Origin of the sequence: Shinella sp. AETb1-6 (assembly GCF_009826875.1) — a bacterium.
GTDB lineage: Bacteria > Pseudomonadota > Alphaproteobacteria > Rhizobiales > Rhizobiaceae > Shinella > Shinella sumterensis.
The window spans coordinates 175,417-191,593 of the sequence record NZ_WUMM01000003.1; the positions used below are offsets into that span (position 1 = coordinate 175,417).

Genomic DNA, 16,177 nt, shown 5'->3' on the forward strand with positions numbered 1-16,177 from the left:
CATGAATGAAGCACAAAACCTGCGCCGTCTTCTCGACGGTGGGCGGATCATTGCTGCGCCCGGCGCACCCGACAGCCTGAGCGCCCGGCTCGTGCAGCGCGCCGGCTTCGAGGCGGTCTACATGACCGGTTTCGGCGCAACGGCGACGCGACTGGGCACGCCCGATATCGGTCTGCTGACGCAGACCGAAATGACGGAGCACGCCCGCAACATGACGCGCGCCGTCTCCATTCCGGTCATCGCCGATGCCGATACCGGCTATGGCGGTCCGTCGAACATTCATCGCACGGTGCGTGAATACATCCAGGCAGGCGTTGCCGCGATCCATCTGGAAGACCAGGTCGCACCGAAGCGCTGCGGGCAGATGGCCGGCGTGAAACTGATGGGCCGTGAGGAATCGGCGCTGAGGCTGAAGGCGGCGATATCGGCACGGGCGACGGACGATCTCGTCATCATCGGCCGGACGGATGCGCTGCAGGCGGAAGGCATCGAGGAGGCTCTCTACCGGGCAAGGCTTTATCAGGACGCGGGCGTGGATCTCGTCTTCGTCGACGGCATCAAGAAGATCGCCGATGTCGAGGCCGTTGCCAAGGCAATCGAAGGACCGAAGGTCGTTTCCATCGTCGATGGCAACGAAACCACCGCGCTGAAACTGGCCGACCTTCAGGAAATGGGGTTCAGCGTCGTCTTCTACGCGCTCACGGCACTGCTCAGCGCCACGCGTGCCATGCACGACGCCCTGACGGAGCTGCGCGCCACCGGTGCGCCGGAAGGTGGCCCGGCCAAGCACAGCTACGCCGAGTTCTGCGAGATCGTCGACCTCGGCTTCCATCAGCAGCTGGATGAAAGTTACGGACGATGACCGCCGTCGTTCTCATCACAGGCGGTGCGGCCGGGATCGGCCGTGCCATTGCTGACGCCGTCGTCGCCGGCGGCGCCCGCGCGATCCTGTGGGATGTCGACGCGCAGCGCCTTGAGACCGCTCGCAACGAACTCGGCGAGAAAGTCCGCGTGGAACGGGTGGACGTTTCGGATGCTGCGGCCGTTCAGGAAGCGACGGGCCGGATCGGCGACGATTGGGCTCCGACCCATCTCGTCAACAATGCCGGCATCATCGGTCGCCGCATGTCCCTCGTCGACATCGACCCGGCAGAGGTGGATCGGGTTTTCGGCATCAATGTGCGCAGTGCCTTCGTCGTTACGCAAGCCTTCCTGCGCGCCCGGGCTGACCATCCCGAGGCTGCGATCGTCAACCTGTCGTCCATCGCGGCTGGAAACGGCGGGGCGGCAGGCAACGCGGTCTATGCCGCGAGCAAAGGCGCCCTGCAGTCGCTGACCTTCGCGATGGCCCGCGAGCTCGCGCCGGCCATTCGCGTCAATGCGCTCGCGCCTGGGATCATCGACACCGACATCCAGAAGGATGTCTTTGCTGACCGCGCCGAGATGGATGCGCGTGCTGCGACCATACCGCTTCATCGTCTCGGCGAGGCCGCGGACGTTGCGGAAGCCGCCGCATGGCTGCTTTTCCGCGCTGCATACACCACGGGAGAGGTGGTTACCGTTTCGGGAGGAAGGAAATGATCGACCGTTCGATCAATGTGTTTTTCAAGCTGCTCGAGGTTCTTCTCGTGCTGCTGCTGGCCGGCATGACAGTCATGGTGTTCGCCAATGTCGTGCTGCGCTACGTCTTCAGTTCAGGTCTGGATGTCTCCGAGGAGCTGTCGCGCTTCTTTTTCGTCTGGCTGATCTTTATCGGTGGCGTCGTTGCCATGCGCAACCACGCGCATATGGGCTTCGATCTGCTTGTCAGCGCGTCCGGCCCGGCTGCGCGGCGGGTGCTTCTGTTCATCGCGAACGGGCTGATCGTCTTCGTCTGCTGGCTGCTCCTTGACGGAGCGTGGCAGCAATCCGGCGTCACCGCCACCGACCGCTCGCCGGTCACCGGGCTTTCGATGATCTTCGTGTTCGGCATCGTCATTCCGTCGGCCATCGGTATCGGCATCATCGCCATCCACCGCATGATCGGCGCGGTGCGCGGCACCTACGATCCCTATGCCGTCCCGCAGACGACCGAAGAGCTGGTGGAGCGCGCGCTATGACCCTTGTGATCTTCATTGCCACGCTCGGCGGCGCTCTCGCCGTCGGCGTCCCCGTCGCATTCGCGCTTATCCTGTGTGCGTTGACGATGGGCCTCTATCTCGATCTCTTCGACACGCAGATCATCGCGCAGCGCATCGTTGTGGGTGCCAACAACTTCCCGCTGCTGGCCATTCCGTTCTTTTTGCTGGCGGGCGAGCTGATGAATGCCGGCGGCATGTCGAAGCGTATCATCGCCTTCGCGAGCTCGTTCCTTGGCCACCGCCGCGGCGGCCTCGGTTTCGTGGCGATCCTCGCCGCCGTCATCATGGCAAGCCTGTCCGGCTCGGCAGCCGCCGATACGGCCGCGCTGATCGCCATGCTCCTGCCGATGATGCGTGCGGCCGGCTATGAACAGGGTCGATCCGTCGGCCTCATGGCTGCCGGCGGGACGATCGCGCCGATCATGCCGCCGTCTATCGCCTATATCATCTTCGGCGTGGCGACGAACGTGTCGATTACCCAGCTCTTCCTGGCCGGTATCGTGCCTGGCCTGATGATGGGCGTCGGCCTTGCCATCGCCTGGGCGATCGTCTCTCGCACCGACAATGTCGAGGTCATGCCCCGGCAGGGCTGGGATGTTCGCCTGAAGACGTTGGGCGCAGCCGGCTGGTCGCTCGGCATGCCTGTGATCATCCTGGGGGGCATCCGCTTTGGGATCGTCACCCCGACGGAAGCTGCCGTGGTTGCCGCCGTTTACGCGATCTTCGTCGGCATCTTCGTCCATCGCGAACTGACCGTGTCGGCGATGTATGAGGCGCTTCGCAACGCAGCCGTAATGACAGCCGTGGTCATGATGCTGGCGGCAGCCGCGCTCACGACGGCCTGGTTCATTGCCATTGCCGATCTGTCGGGCGTCGTGATGGATCTCGTCGAGCCGCTCGCCGACAATCCGAAACTGCTGCTGGCGGTGATCATGCTGATCATCCTCGTTATTGGCATGGCGCTCGACATGGGTCCGACCATCCTGATCCTGGCGCCGGTGCTTCTGCCCGTCGTTACCGCAGCTGGGATCGATCCCGTCTACTTCGGCGTGCTGTTCGTCATCAATTGCGCGATCGGCCTGATCACGCCGCCGGTGGGCATCGTGATGAGCGTGGCAAGCGGTGTCGCGCGCATTCCGCTGCACCACGTGATCAAGGGCTCGCTGCCCTTCATCCTGACGCAGATCATCGTGCTGTTCCTGCTGGTCATGTTCCCGCAGCTCGTTCTCGTCCCGCTGGATTTCCTGCGGTGAGGCTTTTCGGCGTGGCGAAATCCTTCGCCACGCCACACTTTGGAGGAAAGTGAAAATGAAACTCAAGATTTTCGCGGCCGCCTTGATGGCTGCCACCATGTTTGCCGGAGCGGCATCGGCCGAGTTCAACAGCCGCAATATCAAGGTGTCCAACGGTGCGCCGAAAGACCATCCGGTCGCGGCTGGCGTCGATGCGATGTCGGCGTGCCTGCAAGCCGGCTCCGACGGCAAGATGAAGCTTCGCGGTTTCTATTCCGGTGCGCTGGGCGACGATCTGGATGCAACACAGTCCGTGCGGTCCAGCTCGCTCGAAATGGTTGTCGCCGGAGCCGACGCGCTTGCCGGCATCGAGCCGGCCATGAACGTCTTCGGCCTGCCGTTCCTGTTTGCCTCGGATGCCGAAGCGGATGCCGTCCTGACCGGCCCCTTCTACGACTACCTCGCCAAGCGCATGCCCGATCACGGGCTGGTGCTTCTGTCGTTCTGGGAGAACGGTTTCCGCAACACCACCAATTCAAAGCATCCGATCGAAAAGCTCGACGATTTCCGCGGCCTCAACTTCCGCGTGATGCAGAACAACATCTTCCTCGATACCTTCCGCCGTCTCGGCGCCAATCCGGTACCGATGGCGTTCGGAGAGGTGTTCACCGCACTGGAAACCGGCGCCGTCGATGGCCAGGAAAATCCGCTGCCGCTGATCGAGGCTTCGAAGTTCTACGAGGTGCAGAAGTATCTGACATTGACGCGTCATGCCTATTCGCCGACGCCGGTCATGTTCTCCAAGAAGGTGTGGGACAGCTACACGCCGCAGGAACAGGAACTGCTGCAGACCTGCGCGAAGGAAGCACGTACCGCTCAGCTGGAACGCAGCCGCGCTGCCGCCCTCGAGGCTCTCGAAGCCTTGCGCGGCCACGGTGTCGAAGTCGTGGAAACGCTGAGTGACGCCGAGATGGAGCGCCTGCGCGAAGCGATCAAGCCCGTCTACGACGCCAACAAGGCGTCCATCGGCGAAGAACCGTTCACACTCGTTCAGGACCAGCTTGCCGCCATGCGCGGCCAATAAGCGCGATCCTCCCAACCGACGGCGCGGTCCGCCGCGCCGTCGGACGCAGTCAACAGTTTCAGGACCCATCACGATATGATCGCCCAAGCCCGCGCCGGTGAATGCATTCAGGCGCTTTCCGCCATTCTGGATCGAAATGCGCTTCTGACCGGAGCGGACATTCCCGCCCGCAACACGGCTGATACGAGCTTTCTGCCGCCTGTCCGCCCCCTCGCGGTCGCACGTCCCGACACCCCGCAAGGCGTTGCCGATGTGCTGCGCATATGCGCCGCGCATGATGTCCCGGTGGTGCCGCAGGGCGGCCTGACCGGGCTTGCCGGCGGCGCACATCCAATCGAAGGAGCGGTTGCCCTTTCCCTTGAGCGCCTCCAGGGCATCGAGGAGATTGACGCCGCAGCCGCCACCATGACGGTCAGGGCGGGCACGCCGCTCGAGGTGATCCAGAAGGCCGCGGATGAGGCCGGCTTCTTCATTCCGCTCGATCTCGGCGCGCGGGGCAGCTGCGCCATCGGTGGCAATCTCGGAACGAACGCCGGCGGCAACCGCGTCATCCGGTACGGTATGGCACGCGAAATGGTGCTGGGTATCGAGGTGGCTCTGGCCGACGGTACGCTGATGACCAGCCTCAACAAGATGATCAAGAACAACGCCGGTTTCGATTTGAAGCAGCTGTTCATCGGGTCGGAAGGCACGCTCGGCGTCATCACGCGCACGGTCTTGCGTCTCCATCCGCAACCCGGCTGCACGATGGCGGCGCTTTGCGGCGTCGATGATTACGGCAGCGTGGTCAAGCTCCTGAACGGCGCGCGCCGCGGACTTGGTCCGCTCCTGTCGGCCTTCGAGGTTATGTGGCCGGACTATTGGCATGCCGCGACGGTGCGTGTGCCCGGTATCCGCCGCCCGGTCGAGGGCGACCACGCGTTCTATGTGCTTGTCGAAGCGCAGGGCCTTGACGAGCAGGTGGACGGCGGACGGTTCCAGAGCTGGTTGGAGAGCCAGTTCGAGGCAGGGCTTATCGCCGATGCGGCGATTTCCCAGAGCAAGGCGGACACGCTGGCCTTCTGGCGCACCCGCGATGCTGCAGGTGAATTCCAGACCGTGCTCGGCGCGCATTGCGCCTTCGACATCGGCCTGCCGGTCGACGCCATGGACGATTTCGCCAAGGCGTGCCGGTCGCGCCTGGAAGTTGAAGTTCCAGGCTGCCTGTCGGTTTATTACGGCCATATCGGGGACGGCAACCTTCACATCGTCGCGCTCGTCGAAGGTGCCGCGACGCAGCCTGCAGCCGATATCAACCGGATCGTCTATGAGACGGTGCGCGCCTTCGGGGGCACTGTCTCGGCAGAGCACGGCATCGGCACGGTCAAGAAGCCCTATCTGCCCTATTCGCGCAGCGCCGAGGAACTCGCCCTGATGGCGACCATCAAGAAGGCGCTGGATCCGAAGAACATCCTCAACCCAGGCAAGGTCATCGACCTTGATGTGGAGGCCGCATCGTGAACCCGATCAAGCAGCGCATCCTCGCTGGCGAAACAGTCACCGCCGCCTGGTCGGAGATGGGAAGCCCGGACAATGCAGAGGCCATGGTGATGAACGGCTGGCCGGTCATCGTCATCGACGGTGAACACGGCATCGGCGGAATCGAGGAGGCGGTTCATGTCGCGCGCGCGGTCGAAGCCGCCGGCGGCGAGGTCGTCATGCGCGTACCGGATGGCTCGGAGACGACGCTGAAACGCGTACTCGACCGGGGCATCCGATCCCTGATCGTCCCGCAGGTCAACACAGCCGACTATGCGCGTTCCATCGCTGAATTCTGCACCTATCCGGCCCGTGGACGCCGCGGCTATGCCGCTCCGATCGTCAGGGCGTCGCGCTACGGCGCGCGGCCCGATTATGCGAGCAATGCACATGACGAATTGCTGCTGATGGTGCAGATCGAGCATCACCAGGCGGTCGAAAACCTTGCGGCAATCGCTGCGGTGCCGGGCATCGACATGCTTTTCGTCGGGCCGAACGACCTCGCCGCATCGATCGGCAAGATGGAGCGCATGCTGGAGCCTGAGCCCCAGGCTCTGCTGAAAACGATCGAGGACGGCGCGGCGAAAGCCGGTAAACCGCTCGGCACGATTGTTGGCGCGGGCCGCGATTTCGCCGATCTGGCACGCCTCGGCTATCGCTTCATCATCGGTCCCAACGACGTGTCTTTGATCGTCAACGGCGCGCGGCAGGCTGCTGCTGAACGCGACAGGCAACTCGGTGCGGAAGGCAAACCCACGGCCATCAACCGCTACTGAGCGGTGGAGGAGGCTGCCGCTGCGCATGTCCGGTATCCGGCGCGCCTCGTCGGGCGTCCGCGGATGCCGGTTCGCGCGCAGCCTCGCTTACGCCGCTAACCCGTTACCATCTGGGCTTCGGTCTTCGGGAACGGTTTGAAGGTCATGGCGATGAGGAAGGCTCCGAGACCCATGCCGCAGGCGCCGAGGTAGAGCCAGGTATACGTGGCGAAGGTGTCGTAGATCAGGCCGCCGGCCCAAGGGCCGAGCGCCATGCCGAGCCCGCCTGCCATGCCGGTGCCGCCGATGATCGTGCCCATCATTCTCTGCGGAAAGTTTTCACGCGCCAGAACGGCATAGAGCGGCATGACGCCGGAATAGATGAAGCCGAACATGGCTGCGACGGCATAGAATCCCTCCAGTTGGCGGACGAAGAAAAAGAAGAATGCCACGATCGCCTGCGCGAGAAGACCCAGAACAAGGATGTTCTTGGCGCCGAAGCGGTCGGCCAGCAATCCGAAGGCAACACGACCGCCCAACCCGGCGAAGCCCTCGACGCTGTAGATCGTCACGGCCGCAATCAGGGGGATGCCACAGCTGACGGCATAGCCGACGGTATGGAAGATCGGACCGGAATGGGTGGCGCAACAGAAGAAGTTGACCAGCATCAGGATGATGAAGGGTTGCGATCTGAGCGCCGTTCCAACGGACATTGGGGTGCCGGCGTCGCTTTCCGCAAGGGGCGCATTGCCTTCCTCGCCGGTCTCCGGAGGTTGCCGGAGGAAAAGCGAGATCGGTAACATGGTGGCTGCCGCGAGGACCGCGATCGCAAGCATTGAAGAGCGCCAGTCGTAGGTCGAGACCAGCCAGGCCGCGAGGGGTGACACCGTCATCGGCGCCATGCCCATGCCCGCTGACACGAGCGAAACGGCCAGACTGCGCTGCGTATCGAACCAGCCCATGACCGAGGCCATCAGCGGCGGGAGGATCGCTGCGATCGACAGGCCGACCAGCAGGCCGAAAATCAGCTGGAATTCGTAAAGCGAGGTCGCGCGGCTCGCCCATGCCAGGCTGCCGGCGAGCGCCGCCGATCCTCCCAGCACGACCGGCCGCACGCCGATCCGGTCGGACAGAGAGCCGAAAACGATGCTGCCCAGCGCCATCGCGAGGAAGGCAATCGTCATGGCGGTGGATATCCCGGTGACGGACCAGCCGGTCTCCGTCACGATCGGGCGGATGAAGACTGGCAGGGTGAACATGGAGCCTATGGCCACGCAGCCGAGCAGACCGCCGGCAGCCACGACAACCCAACGATATCCGTTCTTGCGCATGCTGTTTCTCCGTGACGGTTTTGGCCGGGCAGAATGTCTTGCATCGCGTTTGGGTGGGCGCAGTTCGACGCGACTGTGATAAAGACGTTTGCCGGCGTCAATTCCCGACATACACGCAATTTTTTCAACACGGCATCGGCAGGCACGGTTGGAAACGGCGTTCTGACGATCGCATCTTCAGCATATCTGCCGACGCTTCGTTTCCGGAATCCCTTGTTGAAGTCCATGCAGGCCAGTAGATCGGGATGGCCAGGGCTGCTAATGCGGGGAATGTGGCGGTCCTCCGCCGGATAACGACAGGAGTACCGACATGAGCGAACCGACAGTGGCAGAGGCAGTGGAGCGCATTTATGGATCGCTTCAAGCCGATAATGCAGACATCGATGTGCACATCGCGACCCTGAAGGCCGCGTTGGCGCGGGAAGGGGTGAGAGAGGCCGTGTTCGACCCCGCCAGGCTCGTGCAGAACAACCGCTCCGGCAGAAAGCTCATGCAGGCTTACTTTCGCCAGCGTGGCGTCACCGTGAAGTATTCCGGGTCGTAAAGCCTGCGACGACCTCAATCCGAAAGGTGCAAACGGAGTGGCCGTGATCAAATCCTACCTGAGCGCGTTCATCGCTGTTGCGTTTCTGTGCCAGCCGGCAGGCAGCGCCCGTGCCGAAGACCTGCCCGCGGAGCAGGATGCGTTCGAGCTTACGCCCGAAATCCTTTCTGCGCTCGCGGAGTGTCGCGCGCCTCGCGAAACCCTCGGCGAAGCCGGAATGGCGCTCTTCATGGGCGGCGCCATTCCGGAATGGCTCTCGCCGGTCGATGATGACGGCCATGATGGAATGATGGGGCTCGAGACCTTCGACCTCAAGACGCCGATCACCGTGTTTGGCGCATCAGCGACACGGATCGCGTTCCTCCAGGAATGGGTCGTGACGGAACGGGATTATGATGCTGCCCTCGCGACGATCCGGACGCAGGACATGAAACGCGCGCCGATCAAGCTGACCGAGCAGTACTATCGTTTCGTCGATCCCGAGAGTGGGCCGATGATCGGCGCCTTTGCGCCAACCGATGACGCCTTGGCCATGATGCTCGGCATGCCGGCAGACGCGGGAAAACCCAAGACGATGTTTGTCGGCTGCAATTATACGGTCGCTTCGCAGAAAGACTTCCTCGATGCGGCCGCCAAAGCCGATTCCATGGCTGGTGATGCGGGACAAGATATCCAGGAGATGCTGGAAGGGGAGCCTTGAACGGCAACGGCCAAGACGGGAGATCGAGTGTTCTTTGCGTTGATGAATTGTGTGCCGGCGCGGCGAACTAAGGGCTCTTTCAGAGAAACTTCGAAAGTAAGTCATGCCAATGCGGCGCACGACGCTTCATCTTTTGTTTCAAAAGTGCATAATGTCATGAAATAGTTGCTTTTGAAGCGAGACAATTTATGCGTCGTCACGCCAATCCCCTTGCCGTCGATCCGGTTCCTGCCACAAAGGCTGTGGCGTGGCGCCCGGTCCTGGCAAAGCAGAAGGGTGAGACGAAACATGCCGCCCTCACGGAGCGTATCATCGCCGACATCGATTCCGGCCTTCTCAAGCCGATGGACCGCATGCCGACCCATCGTGATCTGGCCCGCGAACTCGGCCTGTCGGTGCAGACCGTCAGCCTCTCCTACAAGGAGGCGGAGCGGCTCGGGTATCTGAGCGGTGAGATCGGCCGGGGGACCTTCGTCAAGGCGCGGGTGACGGATCGCGCCGGTCGCATGATGCTCGACCAGAGCCACAATGAGGTGCTCGACCTTTCGATCATCCGTGCCGTCTATCTCGACGCGCATGACGCCGCTTCGCGCGAGATCTTCCATGAGCTTGCCGATAGCGATATCGCAAGCTTCATGCGCCCCTGCCGTCCGATAGCGGGGCTGGAGCGCCATCGCGAAATCGCGCGGCTTTGGTTGCAGCCGCTGGGGGTCAGCGCGGGCGCAGAGCGCATCCTGGTGACGAACGGTGCCGCGCATAGCATCTTCCTTGCGCTCAGCTGCGTCATTCGCTCCGGAGACGTCGTCCTGTGCGAGAATCTGACCGACCACGGCATCATCGGCCTGTCCAACATCCTCGGCTTCAGCCTGAAGGGCCTGCCCACCGACGGGGAAGGCATTCTGCCCGAGGCTCTGGAGGCGGCCTGTGCCGCGGGTGGTGTTCGGGCACTGGTCCTTATCCCGACGCTCAACAACCCGACAGGCCATGTTGCCGGCGCCGAGCGCAGGCGCGCCATCGCAGAGATCGCGCAGCGTCATGGGGTCTTCGTCGTCGAGGACGAGGTCTACAGGCCGATGATCGAGGAGGATCTGCCGTCAATCACCGAATTGCTGCCGGAACTCGGTTTTTTCGTCACGAGCTTTACCAAGACCGTGCTGACCGGCCTGCGTGTCGGCTATCTCGTCGTGCCGCCCGCCTATTCCATCCGCGCGGCGTCCATCCTGCGTGTGTCGAGCTGGAGCGGCACTTACCTGACCGCCGAGATCGCCGCGCGCTGGGTCGAAAACGGCACGGCGCGGCACCTGCTTTCGCTGCAGCGGGCGGAGGCGAGGGTGCGCCAAAGCATCGCCGCGGAGATCCTGGGTGATCATTTCGCGTCAAGCCATCCGCTTTCCCTGTGTGCCTGGCTGAAGCTGCCTCAGCAATGGACCGAGGACGGCCTTGTGCGTTCGCTCGCCAACCAGAATGTCGCGGTCACGCCGTCGGAACCCTTCATCGCCGGTCCCGGCCATGGCGGCGGCATCCGCATCTGCCTCGGCGGCCGCATGAGCCATGCGAATCTGAGAAAGGCGCTGACGACGGTGCGGCATGCATTCGAGCAGTTGCCCCCGGTCTACGACGTGGGCGCCATCGGCTGACGGCGCTCACAGACAATCATTGAATCATTACAATATAATAATTGACATGATTTTATTTCGCTCTCAACATGACAATCATGAAAAGCGAAATCCAGGCCCGATCGATCGAAGACCAGACGCTGCCGGTATGCCTCGCCGACATCGAGCGCGCGGCCGCGCGCATCCGGGATCGTGTGACGCGCACGCCGCTCGTTCGCTCTGCATCCCTGTCCCGGCTGACCGGCCAGCCCGTTCACCTGAAACTCGAGACGCACCAGCCGATCGGCGCTTTCAAGCTGCGCGGTGCGACGAACGCGATCGTTGCGCTCGATCGGACGGCGCGCGAACGCGGCCTTGTGACAGCCTCCACGGGCAATCACGGCCGGGCGGTCGCCTATGCTGCACAGATGCTCGGCATTCCCGCGACGATCTGCATGTCTTCGCTGGTTCCGGCCAACAAGGTCGAGGCCATCAGGGCGCTCGGCGCTGACATCCGCATCGTCGGCGTCTCGCAGGACGACGCACAGGAGGAGGTCGACCGCCTCGTCGCGGATCATGGGCTGACGCCGATCCCGCCTTTCGATCATGTCGATATCGTCGCCGGGCAGGGCACGATCGGCCTCGAAATCGTCGAAGACCTGCCCGACCTCTCCACCGTTCTCATTCCGCTCTCCGGTGGAGGCCTGGCGGCTGGCATTGCAGTCGCGGTCAAGGCGTTGAGGCCGCAGGCTCGGATCATCGGTATCTCGATGGAGCGCGGTGCGGCGATGCATGCCTCCATCACTGCCGGCCGGCCGGTTGCGGTGCGCGAGGAGCAGACGCTGGCGGATTCGCTCGGTGGCGGCATCGGCCTTTCGAACCATGTGACCTTCCCGATCTGCCGCGCATTGCTGGACGATATCGTGCTGCTGACGGAGGACGAGATTGCCGAGGGCATTCGCCATATCGCGCGCGAGGAGAACGAGGTCGTGGAGGGGGCCGGCGCGGTCGGTGTCGGCGCCATTCTCGCCGGCAAGGTAAAGCTGTCCGGCCCCACGGTCGCCATTCTCTCCGGAAGCAATATCGCCCCAGACGTTCATCGGCATATCATCGAGGGAGATGCCGCATGAGCCGCATTCTCATCCTGACGGAAAAGGACCTGCGCGCGGCGGTTCGGCTGGATGCATCGGCCGTCGATTGCGTCGAACAGGCCTTTCTGGCGCTCGCCACCAAACCGGTCGCCATGCCGCCGATCCTGCGGCTCGATATTCCTGAGTTTCGCGGCGAGGTGGACGTCAAGACCGCCTATGTGCCGGGCTTCGACGGTTTCGCCATCAAGGTCAGCCCCGGTTTCTTCGACAATCCGAAGCTCGGCCTGCCCAGCCTCAACGGTCTCATGATCCTGTTCAGCGCGAAGACCGGTCTCGTGGAAGGCCTTCTGCTCGACAATGGCTATCTGACGGATGTGCGCACGGCAGCGGCCGGTGCCGTCGCCGCCCGGCATCTGGCGCGTGAGGACGCCTCCGTCGCCACAATCTTCGGTGCCGGCATGCAGGCGCGGATGCAGCTCGCAGCGCTGACTCTTGTTCGTCCGATAAGGTCGGCGCGAATCTGGGCCCGTGACCATGCCAGGGCGGAGACGCTGGCCGCCGAATGCATACACCAGTATGGCATCGACGTTACCGCCGTCGCCGATCCGCGCGACGCGATGCGCGGCAGCGATATCGTCGTCACCACCACGCCGGCGGAAAAGCCGATCCTGATGGCTGAATGGCTGGAAGCGGGTCAGCATCTCACCGCGATGGGATCGGATTCCGAGCACAAGAACGAGATCGATCCCGCCGTCTTCGCCCGCGCCACATATGTTGCCGACCGTCTGCCGCAGACCCGCATACTCGGGGAGCTGCACCACGCCATCAAGGCGGGCCTGGTCGGTGCCGATGATCCGTTCGCCGAACTCGGCGCCGTGATCGCCGGCTCGGCAAAGGGCCGGACGAGCGCCGATGGCGTTACCTTCGCCGACCTGACCGGCACCGGCGTGCAGGACACCGCGATCGCCAATCTCGCCGTCAGCCGTGCAGCGGGTGCCGGTAGCGGGCAGACAATCGAAAATGAAAGAGAAATGGGAGGTGACGCGTGAGCGTGACGCTGAACTTTACGCGCGAGGAATATGCCGCGCGTCTGTCCAAGACCCGCCATGCCATGGAGGCGGCCGGGATCGATCTCCTCGTCGTCACGGACCCGTCCAACATGCATTGGCTGACCGGCTACGACGGTTGGTCCTTCTACGTGCACCAATGCGTTCTGGTGCCGCCGAGCGGCGAGCCGATCTGGTATGGCCGCAAGCAGGATGCCAACGGCGCCAAGCGCACCGCCTATCTCCATCAAGACAATATCGTCGGCTATCCCGACCATTACGTGCAATCGACCGAGCGCCACCCGATGGACCTGCTGTCGCAGATCATCGACGAGCGCAAATGGTCGGGCCTCACCGTCGGCGTCGAGATGGACAATTACTATTTCTCGGCCGCGGCCTTCGCCTCGCTGCTGAAGCACCTGCCGAACGCTCGTTTCAAGGACGCGGCCGGTCTGGTGAACTGGCAGCGCGCCGTCAAGAGCCCGACCGAGCTCGACTACATGCGCAAGGCCGGCAAGATCGTCGAGCTGATGCACAAGCGTATCGTTGATGTCGTCGAACCGGGCATGCGCAAATGCGATCTCGTCGCCGAGATTTATGACGCAGGCATTCGCGGCACGCCGGAATTCGGTGGCGATTATCCGGCGATCGTGCCGCTTTTGCCGTCGGGCGCCGACGCCTCCGCGCCGCATCTCACCTGGGACGACAAGCCGATGCGGTTGGGAGAAGGCACCTTCTTCGAGATAGCCGGTGCCTACAAGCGCTACCATTGCCCGCTGTCGCGCACCGTATTCCTGGGCAAACCCACGCAGGCCTTTCTCGACGCCGAGAAGGCGACGCTCGAGGGCATGGAAGCAGGCCTTTCCGCCGCAAAGCCCGGCAATACCTGCGAAGACATCGCCAATGCCTTCTTCGGCGTGCTGAAGAAATACGGGATCATCAAGGACAACCGCACCGGTTACCCGATCGGGCTTTCCTATCCGCCGGATTGGGGCGAGCGCACCATGAGCCTTCGCCCCGGCGACCGGACGGAGCTGAAGCCCGGCATGACGTTCCATTTCATGACCGGCCTGTGGCTGGAGGATATGGGGCTCGAGATCACCGAGAGCATCGCGATTACCGAGACGGGCGTCGAATGCCTGTCCAATGTGCCGCGCCAGCTGTTCGTGAAGGGCTGATGGTATGCTGAACAATGCCGCGCTGCGTCCGTCGCCTATCACACCTTCCGTCGATTTCGACGCGAAGGGCGTGCAGCATGGGCACCTGCGCCTGCCCTACAGCCGTGACGACAGCGCCTGGGGCTCGGTGATGATCCCGATCTGCGTCATCGCCAACGGCGAGGGGCCGACGGCCCTTCTGACCGGCGCCAACCACGGTGACGAGTATGAGGGGCCGGCCGCCCTGTTCGAACTGGCGCAGGCGCTCAAACCGTCCGAGGTGAACGGGCGCATCATTATCGTTCCCGCACTGAACTATCCCGCCTTTCGGGCCGGCACGCGTACGTCGCCCATCGATCGCGGCAACCTCAACCGCAGCTTCCCGGGCCGGCCGGATGGAACGGTGACGGAGAAGATCGCCGACTACGTGACGCGCCATCTCATCCCGCTCGCCGATATCGTGCTCGACTTTCATTCCGGCGGCAGGACGCTGGATTTTCTCCCCTATGCCGCCGCGCACGAACTTCCGGACAAGGATCAGGAAGCCCGTTGTTTTGCGGCCGTCGCCGCCTTTGCGGCGCCATTTTCCATGAAGATGCTGGAAATCGATGCGGTCGGGATGCTCGACACCACAGTCGAGGATATGGGCAAGGTGTTCGTCACGACGGAGCTTGGCGGCGCCGGCACTGCCACGGCGCGCTCGATAGAGATTGCGCGCAAGGGGAGCCTCAACCTCCTGCGACATGTCGGCATCCTCTCGGGCGAACCCGACAGGGGGCCGACTCGTTGGTTGGACATGCCCTCGAGCGACTGCTTCACCTTTGCCGAAGACGAGGGGCTGATCGCCTTTGCCGCCGATCTCGGCGATGCGGTCAGCACGGGCGACGTGATCGCCCATGTCTATCCTGTCGGCAAAACCGGCATTGCGCCCATCGCGTATCGTGCCGCCATGGATGGCGTGCTCGCGGCGCGCCACGTACCCGGCCTGATCAAGGCCGGCGACTGCCTTTCCGTGATCGCCACCGTCACGGAGGAAACCTAGCCCGTAAACGACAGCGAGATCCGAAAACGGACCGCATAACCCCAACCAGAGGAGAATGCACATGCCTATCAAGAAAATCGCCGGCCTTTCCGCCCTTGCGCTGATCTTCGCCGTTACGTCGGCCAATGCGCTGACGCTCGAGGAAGTGAAGGAACAGGGATACATCCGCGCCGCAACAGCCAATGAAGTCCCCTATTCCTACATGCAGCCCGACGGCACGTCGGCGGGTATCGGACCGGATGTCGCCACAGCCGTTCTGAAATCGATGGGGGTCGAAGAGATCAATTGGACCGTCACACCGTTCGGCACGCTGATCCCCGGCCTCAAGGCGAAGCGCTTCGATTTCGCCGCTGCCGAGCAGAACATCTCGCCGGAGCGCTGCAAGCAGGTCGCCTTCACCGAGCCGAACTCGTCGTATGGCGAGGGCCTGCTGGTCAAGAAGGGCAATCCGAAGGGCCTGAAGACCTATGCCGACATCGCCAAGGACCCGTCGCTGACGGTCGCCGTCGTCTCGGGCGCCAACAATGTCGACTTCCTGCGCGCCGTCGGCGTGAAGGACGAGCAGATCGTCTTCATTCCGGCCAACGCGGACGCCATCCCGACGGTTCAAAGCCGGACCGATGCCTATGCGGCAACCGAACTGACCGTCGCCGCGCTCGCAAAGGATCAGGCCCAGGTCGAGCAGGTCGCACCGTTCGAAGATCCGGTCGTCGACGGCGCGCCGGTTCGCAACTATGGTGGCTTCGCGTTCCGTCCGGAAGACAAGGACCTGCGCGACGCCTTCAACGCCGCGCTTGTCGAGTTCCGCAAGACGGACGAGTACAAGACGATCCTCGCCAAGTACGGCCTGTCCGAGCAGAGTATCGAAGCGGCTGCAGGCAAGAAGGTCGAAGACCTCTGCGCCGGTAAGTAACGGCAAAGGCGCTCGATCGTCGTCGGTCGGGCGCCACTCCTTAGGACCG

16 protein-coding genes are annotated in these 16,177 nt (G+C 63.3%); 15 read left to right on the top strand and 1 reads right to left on the bottom strand.

What is annotated here, in order from left to right; all coding sequences use genetic code 11:
* The first annotated feature begins 1 nt into the window (after position 1).
* The 7 genes from GR158_RS06480 (at position 2) to GR158_RS06510 (ending at position 6,730) form a co-directional block, all read left to right on the top strand.
* The gene (locus GR158_RS06480; RefSeq protein WP_160870425.1) at positions 2-862 is read left to right on the top strand and encodes an oxaloacetate decarboxylase; all 861 of its coding nucleotides are present in this window, start codon (positions 2-4) and stop codon (positions 860-862) included.
* A complete protein-coding gene (locus tag GR158_RS06485; protein ID WP_160870426.1) occupies positions 859-1,581 on the top strand; it encodes an SDR family NAD(P)-dependent oxidoreductase in 723 nt (240 codons plus the stop codon). Before GR158_RS06480 ends, GR158_RS06485 begins: the two co-directional genes overlap by 4 nt.
* Positions 1,578-2,099 carry a TRAP transporter small permease gene (locus GR158_RS06490; protein ID WP_160870427.1) on the top strand — a complete coding sequence of 174 codons (522 nt, stop codon included), beginning with the start codon at positions 1,578-1,580 and terminating at the stop codon, positions 2,097-2,099. Before GR158_RS06485 ends, GR158_RS06490 begins: the two co-directional genes overlap by 4 nt.
* A complete protein-coding gene (locus tag GR158_RS06495) occupies positions 2,096-3,373 on the top strand; it encodes a TRAP transporter large permease (RefSeq protein ID WP_160870428.1) in 1,278 nt (425 codons plus the stop codon). Before GR158_RS06490 ends, GR158_RS06495 begins: the two co-directional genes overlap by 4 nt.
* Positions 3,374-3,428: 55 nt before the next feature.
* Complete coding sequence (locus GR158_RS06500; protein ID WP_160870429.1) at positions 3,429-4,436, top strand: DctP family TRAP transporter solute-binding subunit; 1,008 nt, start codon at positions 3,429-3,431, stop codon at positions 4,434-4,436.
* 75 nt (positions 4,437-4,511) lie between these two features.
* Positions 4,512-5,936 (top strand): FAD-binding oxidoreductase, encoded by a 1,425-nt coding sequence (locus tag GR158_RS06505; RefSeq protein ID WP_160870430.1) that lies wholly within the window; start codon positions 4,512-4,514, stop codon positions 5,934-5,936.
* On the top strand, positions 5,933-6,730 hold the full coding sequence (locus GR158_RS06510) for an aldolase/citrate lyase family protein (RefSeq protein ID WP_160870431.1): 798 nt from the start codon (positions 5,933-5,935) through the stop codon (positions 6,728-6,730). Before GR158_RS06505 ends, GR158_RS06510 begins: the two co-directional genes overlap by 4 nt.
* A 95-nt stretch (positions 6,731-6,825) precedes the next feature.
* Here GR158_RS06510 and GR158_RS06515 read toward each other — a convergent pair whose 3' ends face one another.
* Positions 6,826-8,040 carry an MFS transporter gene (locus GR158_RS06515; RefSeq protein ID WP_160870432.1) on the bottom strand — a complete coding sequence of 405 codons (1,215 nt, stop codon included), beginning with the start codon at positions 8,038-8,040 and terminating at the stop codon, positions 6,826-6,828.
* Positions 8,041-8,350: 310 nt separating this feature from the next.
* Here GR158_RS06515 and GR158_RS06520 point away from each other — a divergent pair, with 310 nt between their 5' ends.
* From GR158_RS06520 to ehuB, 8 genes are all read left to right on the top strand, one after another.
* On the top strand, positions 8,351-8,584 hold the full coding sequence (locus tag GR158_RS06520) for a hypothetical protein (protein ID WP_160870433.1): 234 nt from the start codon (positions 8,351-8,353) through the stop codon (positions 8,582-8,584).
* 43 nt (positions 8,585-8,627) lie between these two features.
* Positions 8,628-9,284, top strand: coding sequence for a hypothetical protein (locus GR158_RS06525; protein ID WP_160870434.1), 657 nt, complete (start codon positions 8,628-8,630; stop codon positions 9,282-9,284).
* A gap of 188 nt (positions 9,285-9,472) precedes the next feature.
* Positions 9,473-10,921 carry a PLP-dependent aminotransferase family protein gene (locus GR158_RS06530; RefSeq protein ID WP_160870435.1) on the top strand — a complete coding sequence of 483 codons (1,449 nt, stop codon included), beginning with the start codon at positions 9,473-9,475 and terminating at the stop codon, positions 10,919-10,921.
* 68 nt (positions 10,922-10,989) lie between these two features.
* A complete protein-coding gene (eutB, locus tag GR158_RS06535) occupies positions 10,990-12,009 on the top strand; it encodes a hydroxyectoine utilization dehydratase EutB (protein ID WP_160870436.1) in 1,020 nt (339 codons plus the stop codon).
* Positions 12,006-13,019 (top strand): ectoine utilization protein EutC, encoded by a 1,014-nt coding sequence (gene eutC, locus GR158_RS06540; RefSeq protein ID WP_160870437.1) that lies wholly within the window; start codon positions 12,006-12,008, stop codon positions 13,017-13,019. Before eutB ends, eutC begins: the two co-directional genes overlap by 4 nt.
* Positions 13,016-14,194: an ectoine hydrolase DoeA gene (gene doeA / locus GR158_RS06545; RefSeq protein ID WP_160870438.1), complete on the top strand. Its 1,179-nt coding sequence runs from the start codon at positions 13,016-13,018 to the stop codon at positions 14,192-14,194. Before eutC ends, doeA begins: the two co-directional genes overlap by 4 nt.
* 7 nt (positions 14,195-14,201) lie before the next feature.
* The gene (gene doeB, locus GR158_RS06550; RefSeq protein ID WP_134646790.1) at positions 14,202-15,215 is read left to right on the top strand and encodes a N(2)-acetyl-L-2,4-diaminobutanoate deacetylase DoeB; all 1,014 of its coding nucleotides are present in this window, start codon (positions 14,202-14,204) and stop codon (positions 15,213-15,215) included.
* Positions 15,216-15,276: 61 nt separating this feature from the next.
* Complete coding sequence (ehuB, locus tag GR158_RS06555; protein WP_160870439.1) at positions 15,277-16,128, top strand: ectoine/hydroxyectoine ABC transporter substrate-binding protein EhuB; 852 nt, start codon at positions 15,277-15,279, stop codon at positions 16,126-16,128.
* Positions 16,129-16,177: the final 49 nt, after the last annotated feature.

Coding starts and splice junctions, on each gene's coding strand:
- GR158_RS06485 (WP_160870426.1), top strand. CDS start 859: ATGACCGCCGTCGTTCTCATCACAGGCGGTGCGGCCGGGATCGGCCGT.
- GR158_RS06530 (WP_160870435.1), top strand. CDS start 9,473: ATGCGTCGTCACGCCAATCCCCTTGCCGTCGATCCGGTTCCTGCCACA.
- GR158_RS06490 (WP_160870427.1), top strand. CDS start 1,578: ATGATCGACCGTTCGATCAATGTGTTTTTCAAGCTGCTCGAGGTTCTT.
- GR158_RS06480 (WP_160870425.1), top strand. CDS start 2: ATGAATGAAGCACAAAACCTGCGCCGTCTTCTCGACGGTGGGCGGATC.
- GR158_RS06520 (WP_160870433.1), top strand. CDS start 8,351: ATGAGCGAACCGACAGTGGCAGAGGCAGTGGAGCGCATTTATGGATCG.
- GR158_RS06505 (WP_160870430.1), top strand. CDS start 4,512: ATGATCGCCCAAGCCCGCGCCGGTGAATGCATTCAGGCGCTTTCCGCC.
- eutB (WP_160870436.1), top strand. CDS start 10,990: ATGACAATCATGAAAAGCGAAATCCAGGCCCGATCGATCGAAGACCAG.
- GR158_RS06500 (WP_160870429.1), top strand. CDS start 3,429: ATGAAACTCAAGATTTTCGCGGCCGCCTTGATGGCTGCCACCATGTTT.
- GR158_RS06495 (WP_160870428.1), top strand. CDS start 2,096: ATGACCCTTGTGATCTTCATTGCCACGCTCGGCGGCGCTCTCGCCGTC.
- ehuB (WP_160870439.1), top strand. CDS start 15,277: ATGCCTATCAAGAAAATCGCCGGCCTTTCCGCCCTTGCGCTGATCTTC.
- eutC (WP_160870437.1), top strand. CDS start 12,006: ATGAGCCGCATTCTCATCCTGACGGAAAAGGACCTGCGCGCGGCGGTT.
- GR158_RS06515 (WP_160870432.1), bottom strand. CDS start 8,040: ATGCGCAAGAACGGATATCGTTGGGTTGTCGTGGCTGCCGGCGGTCTG.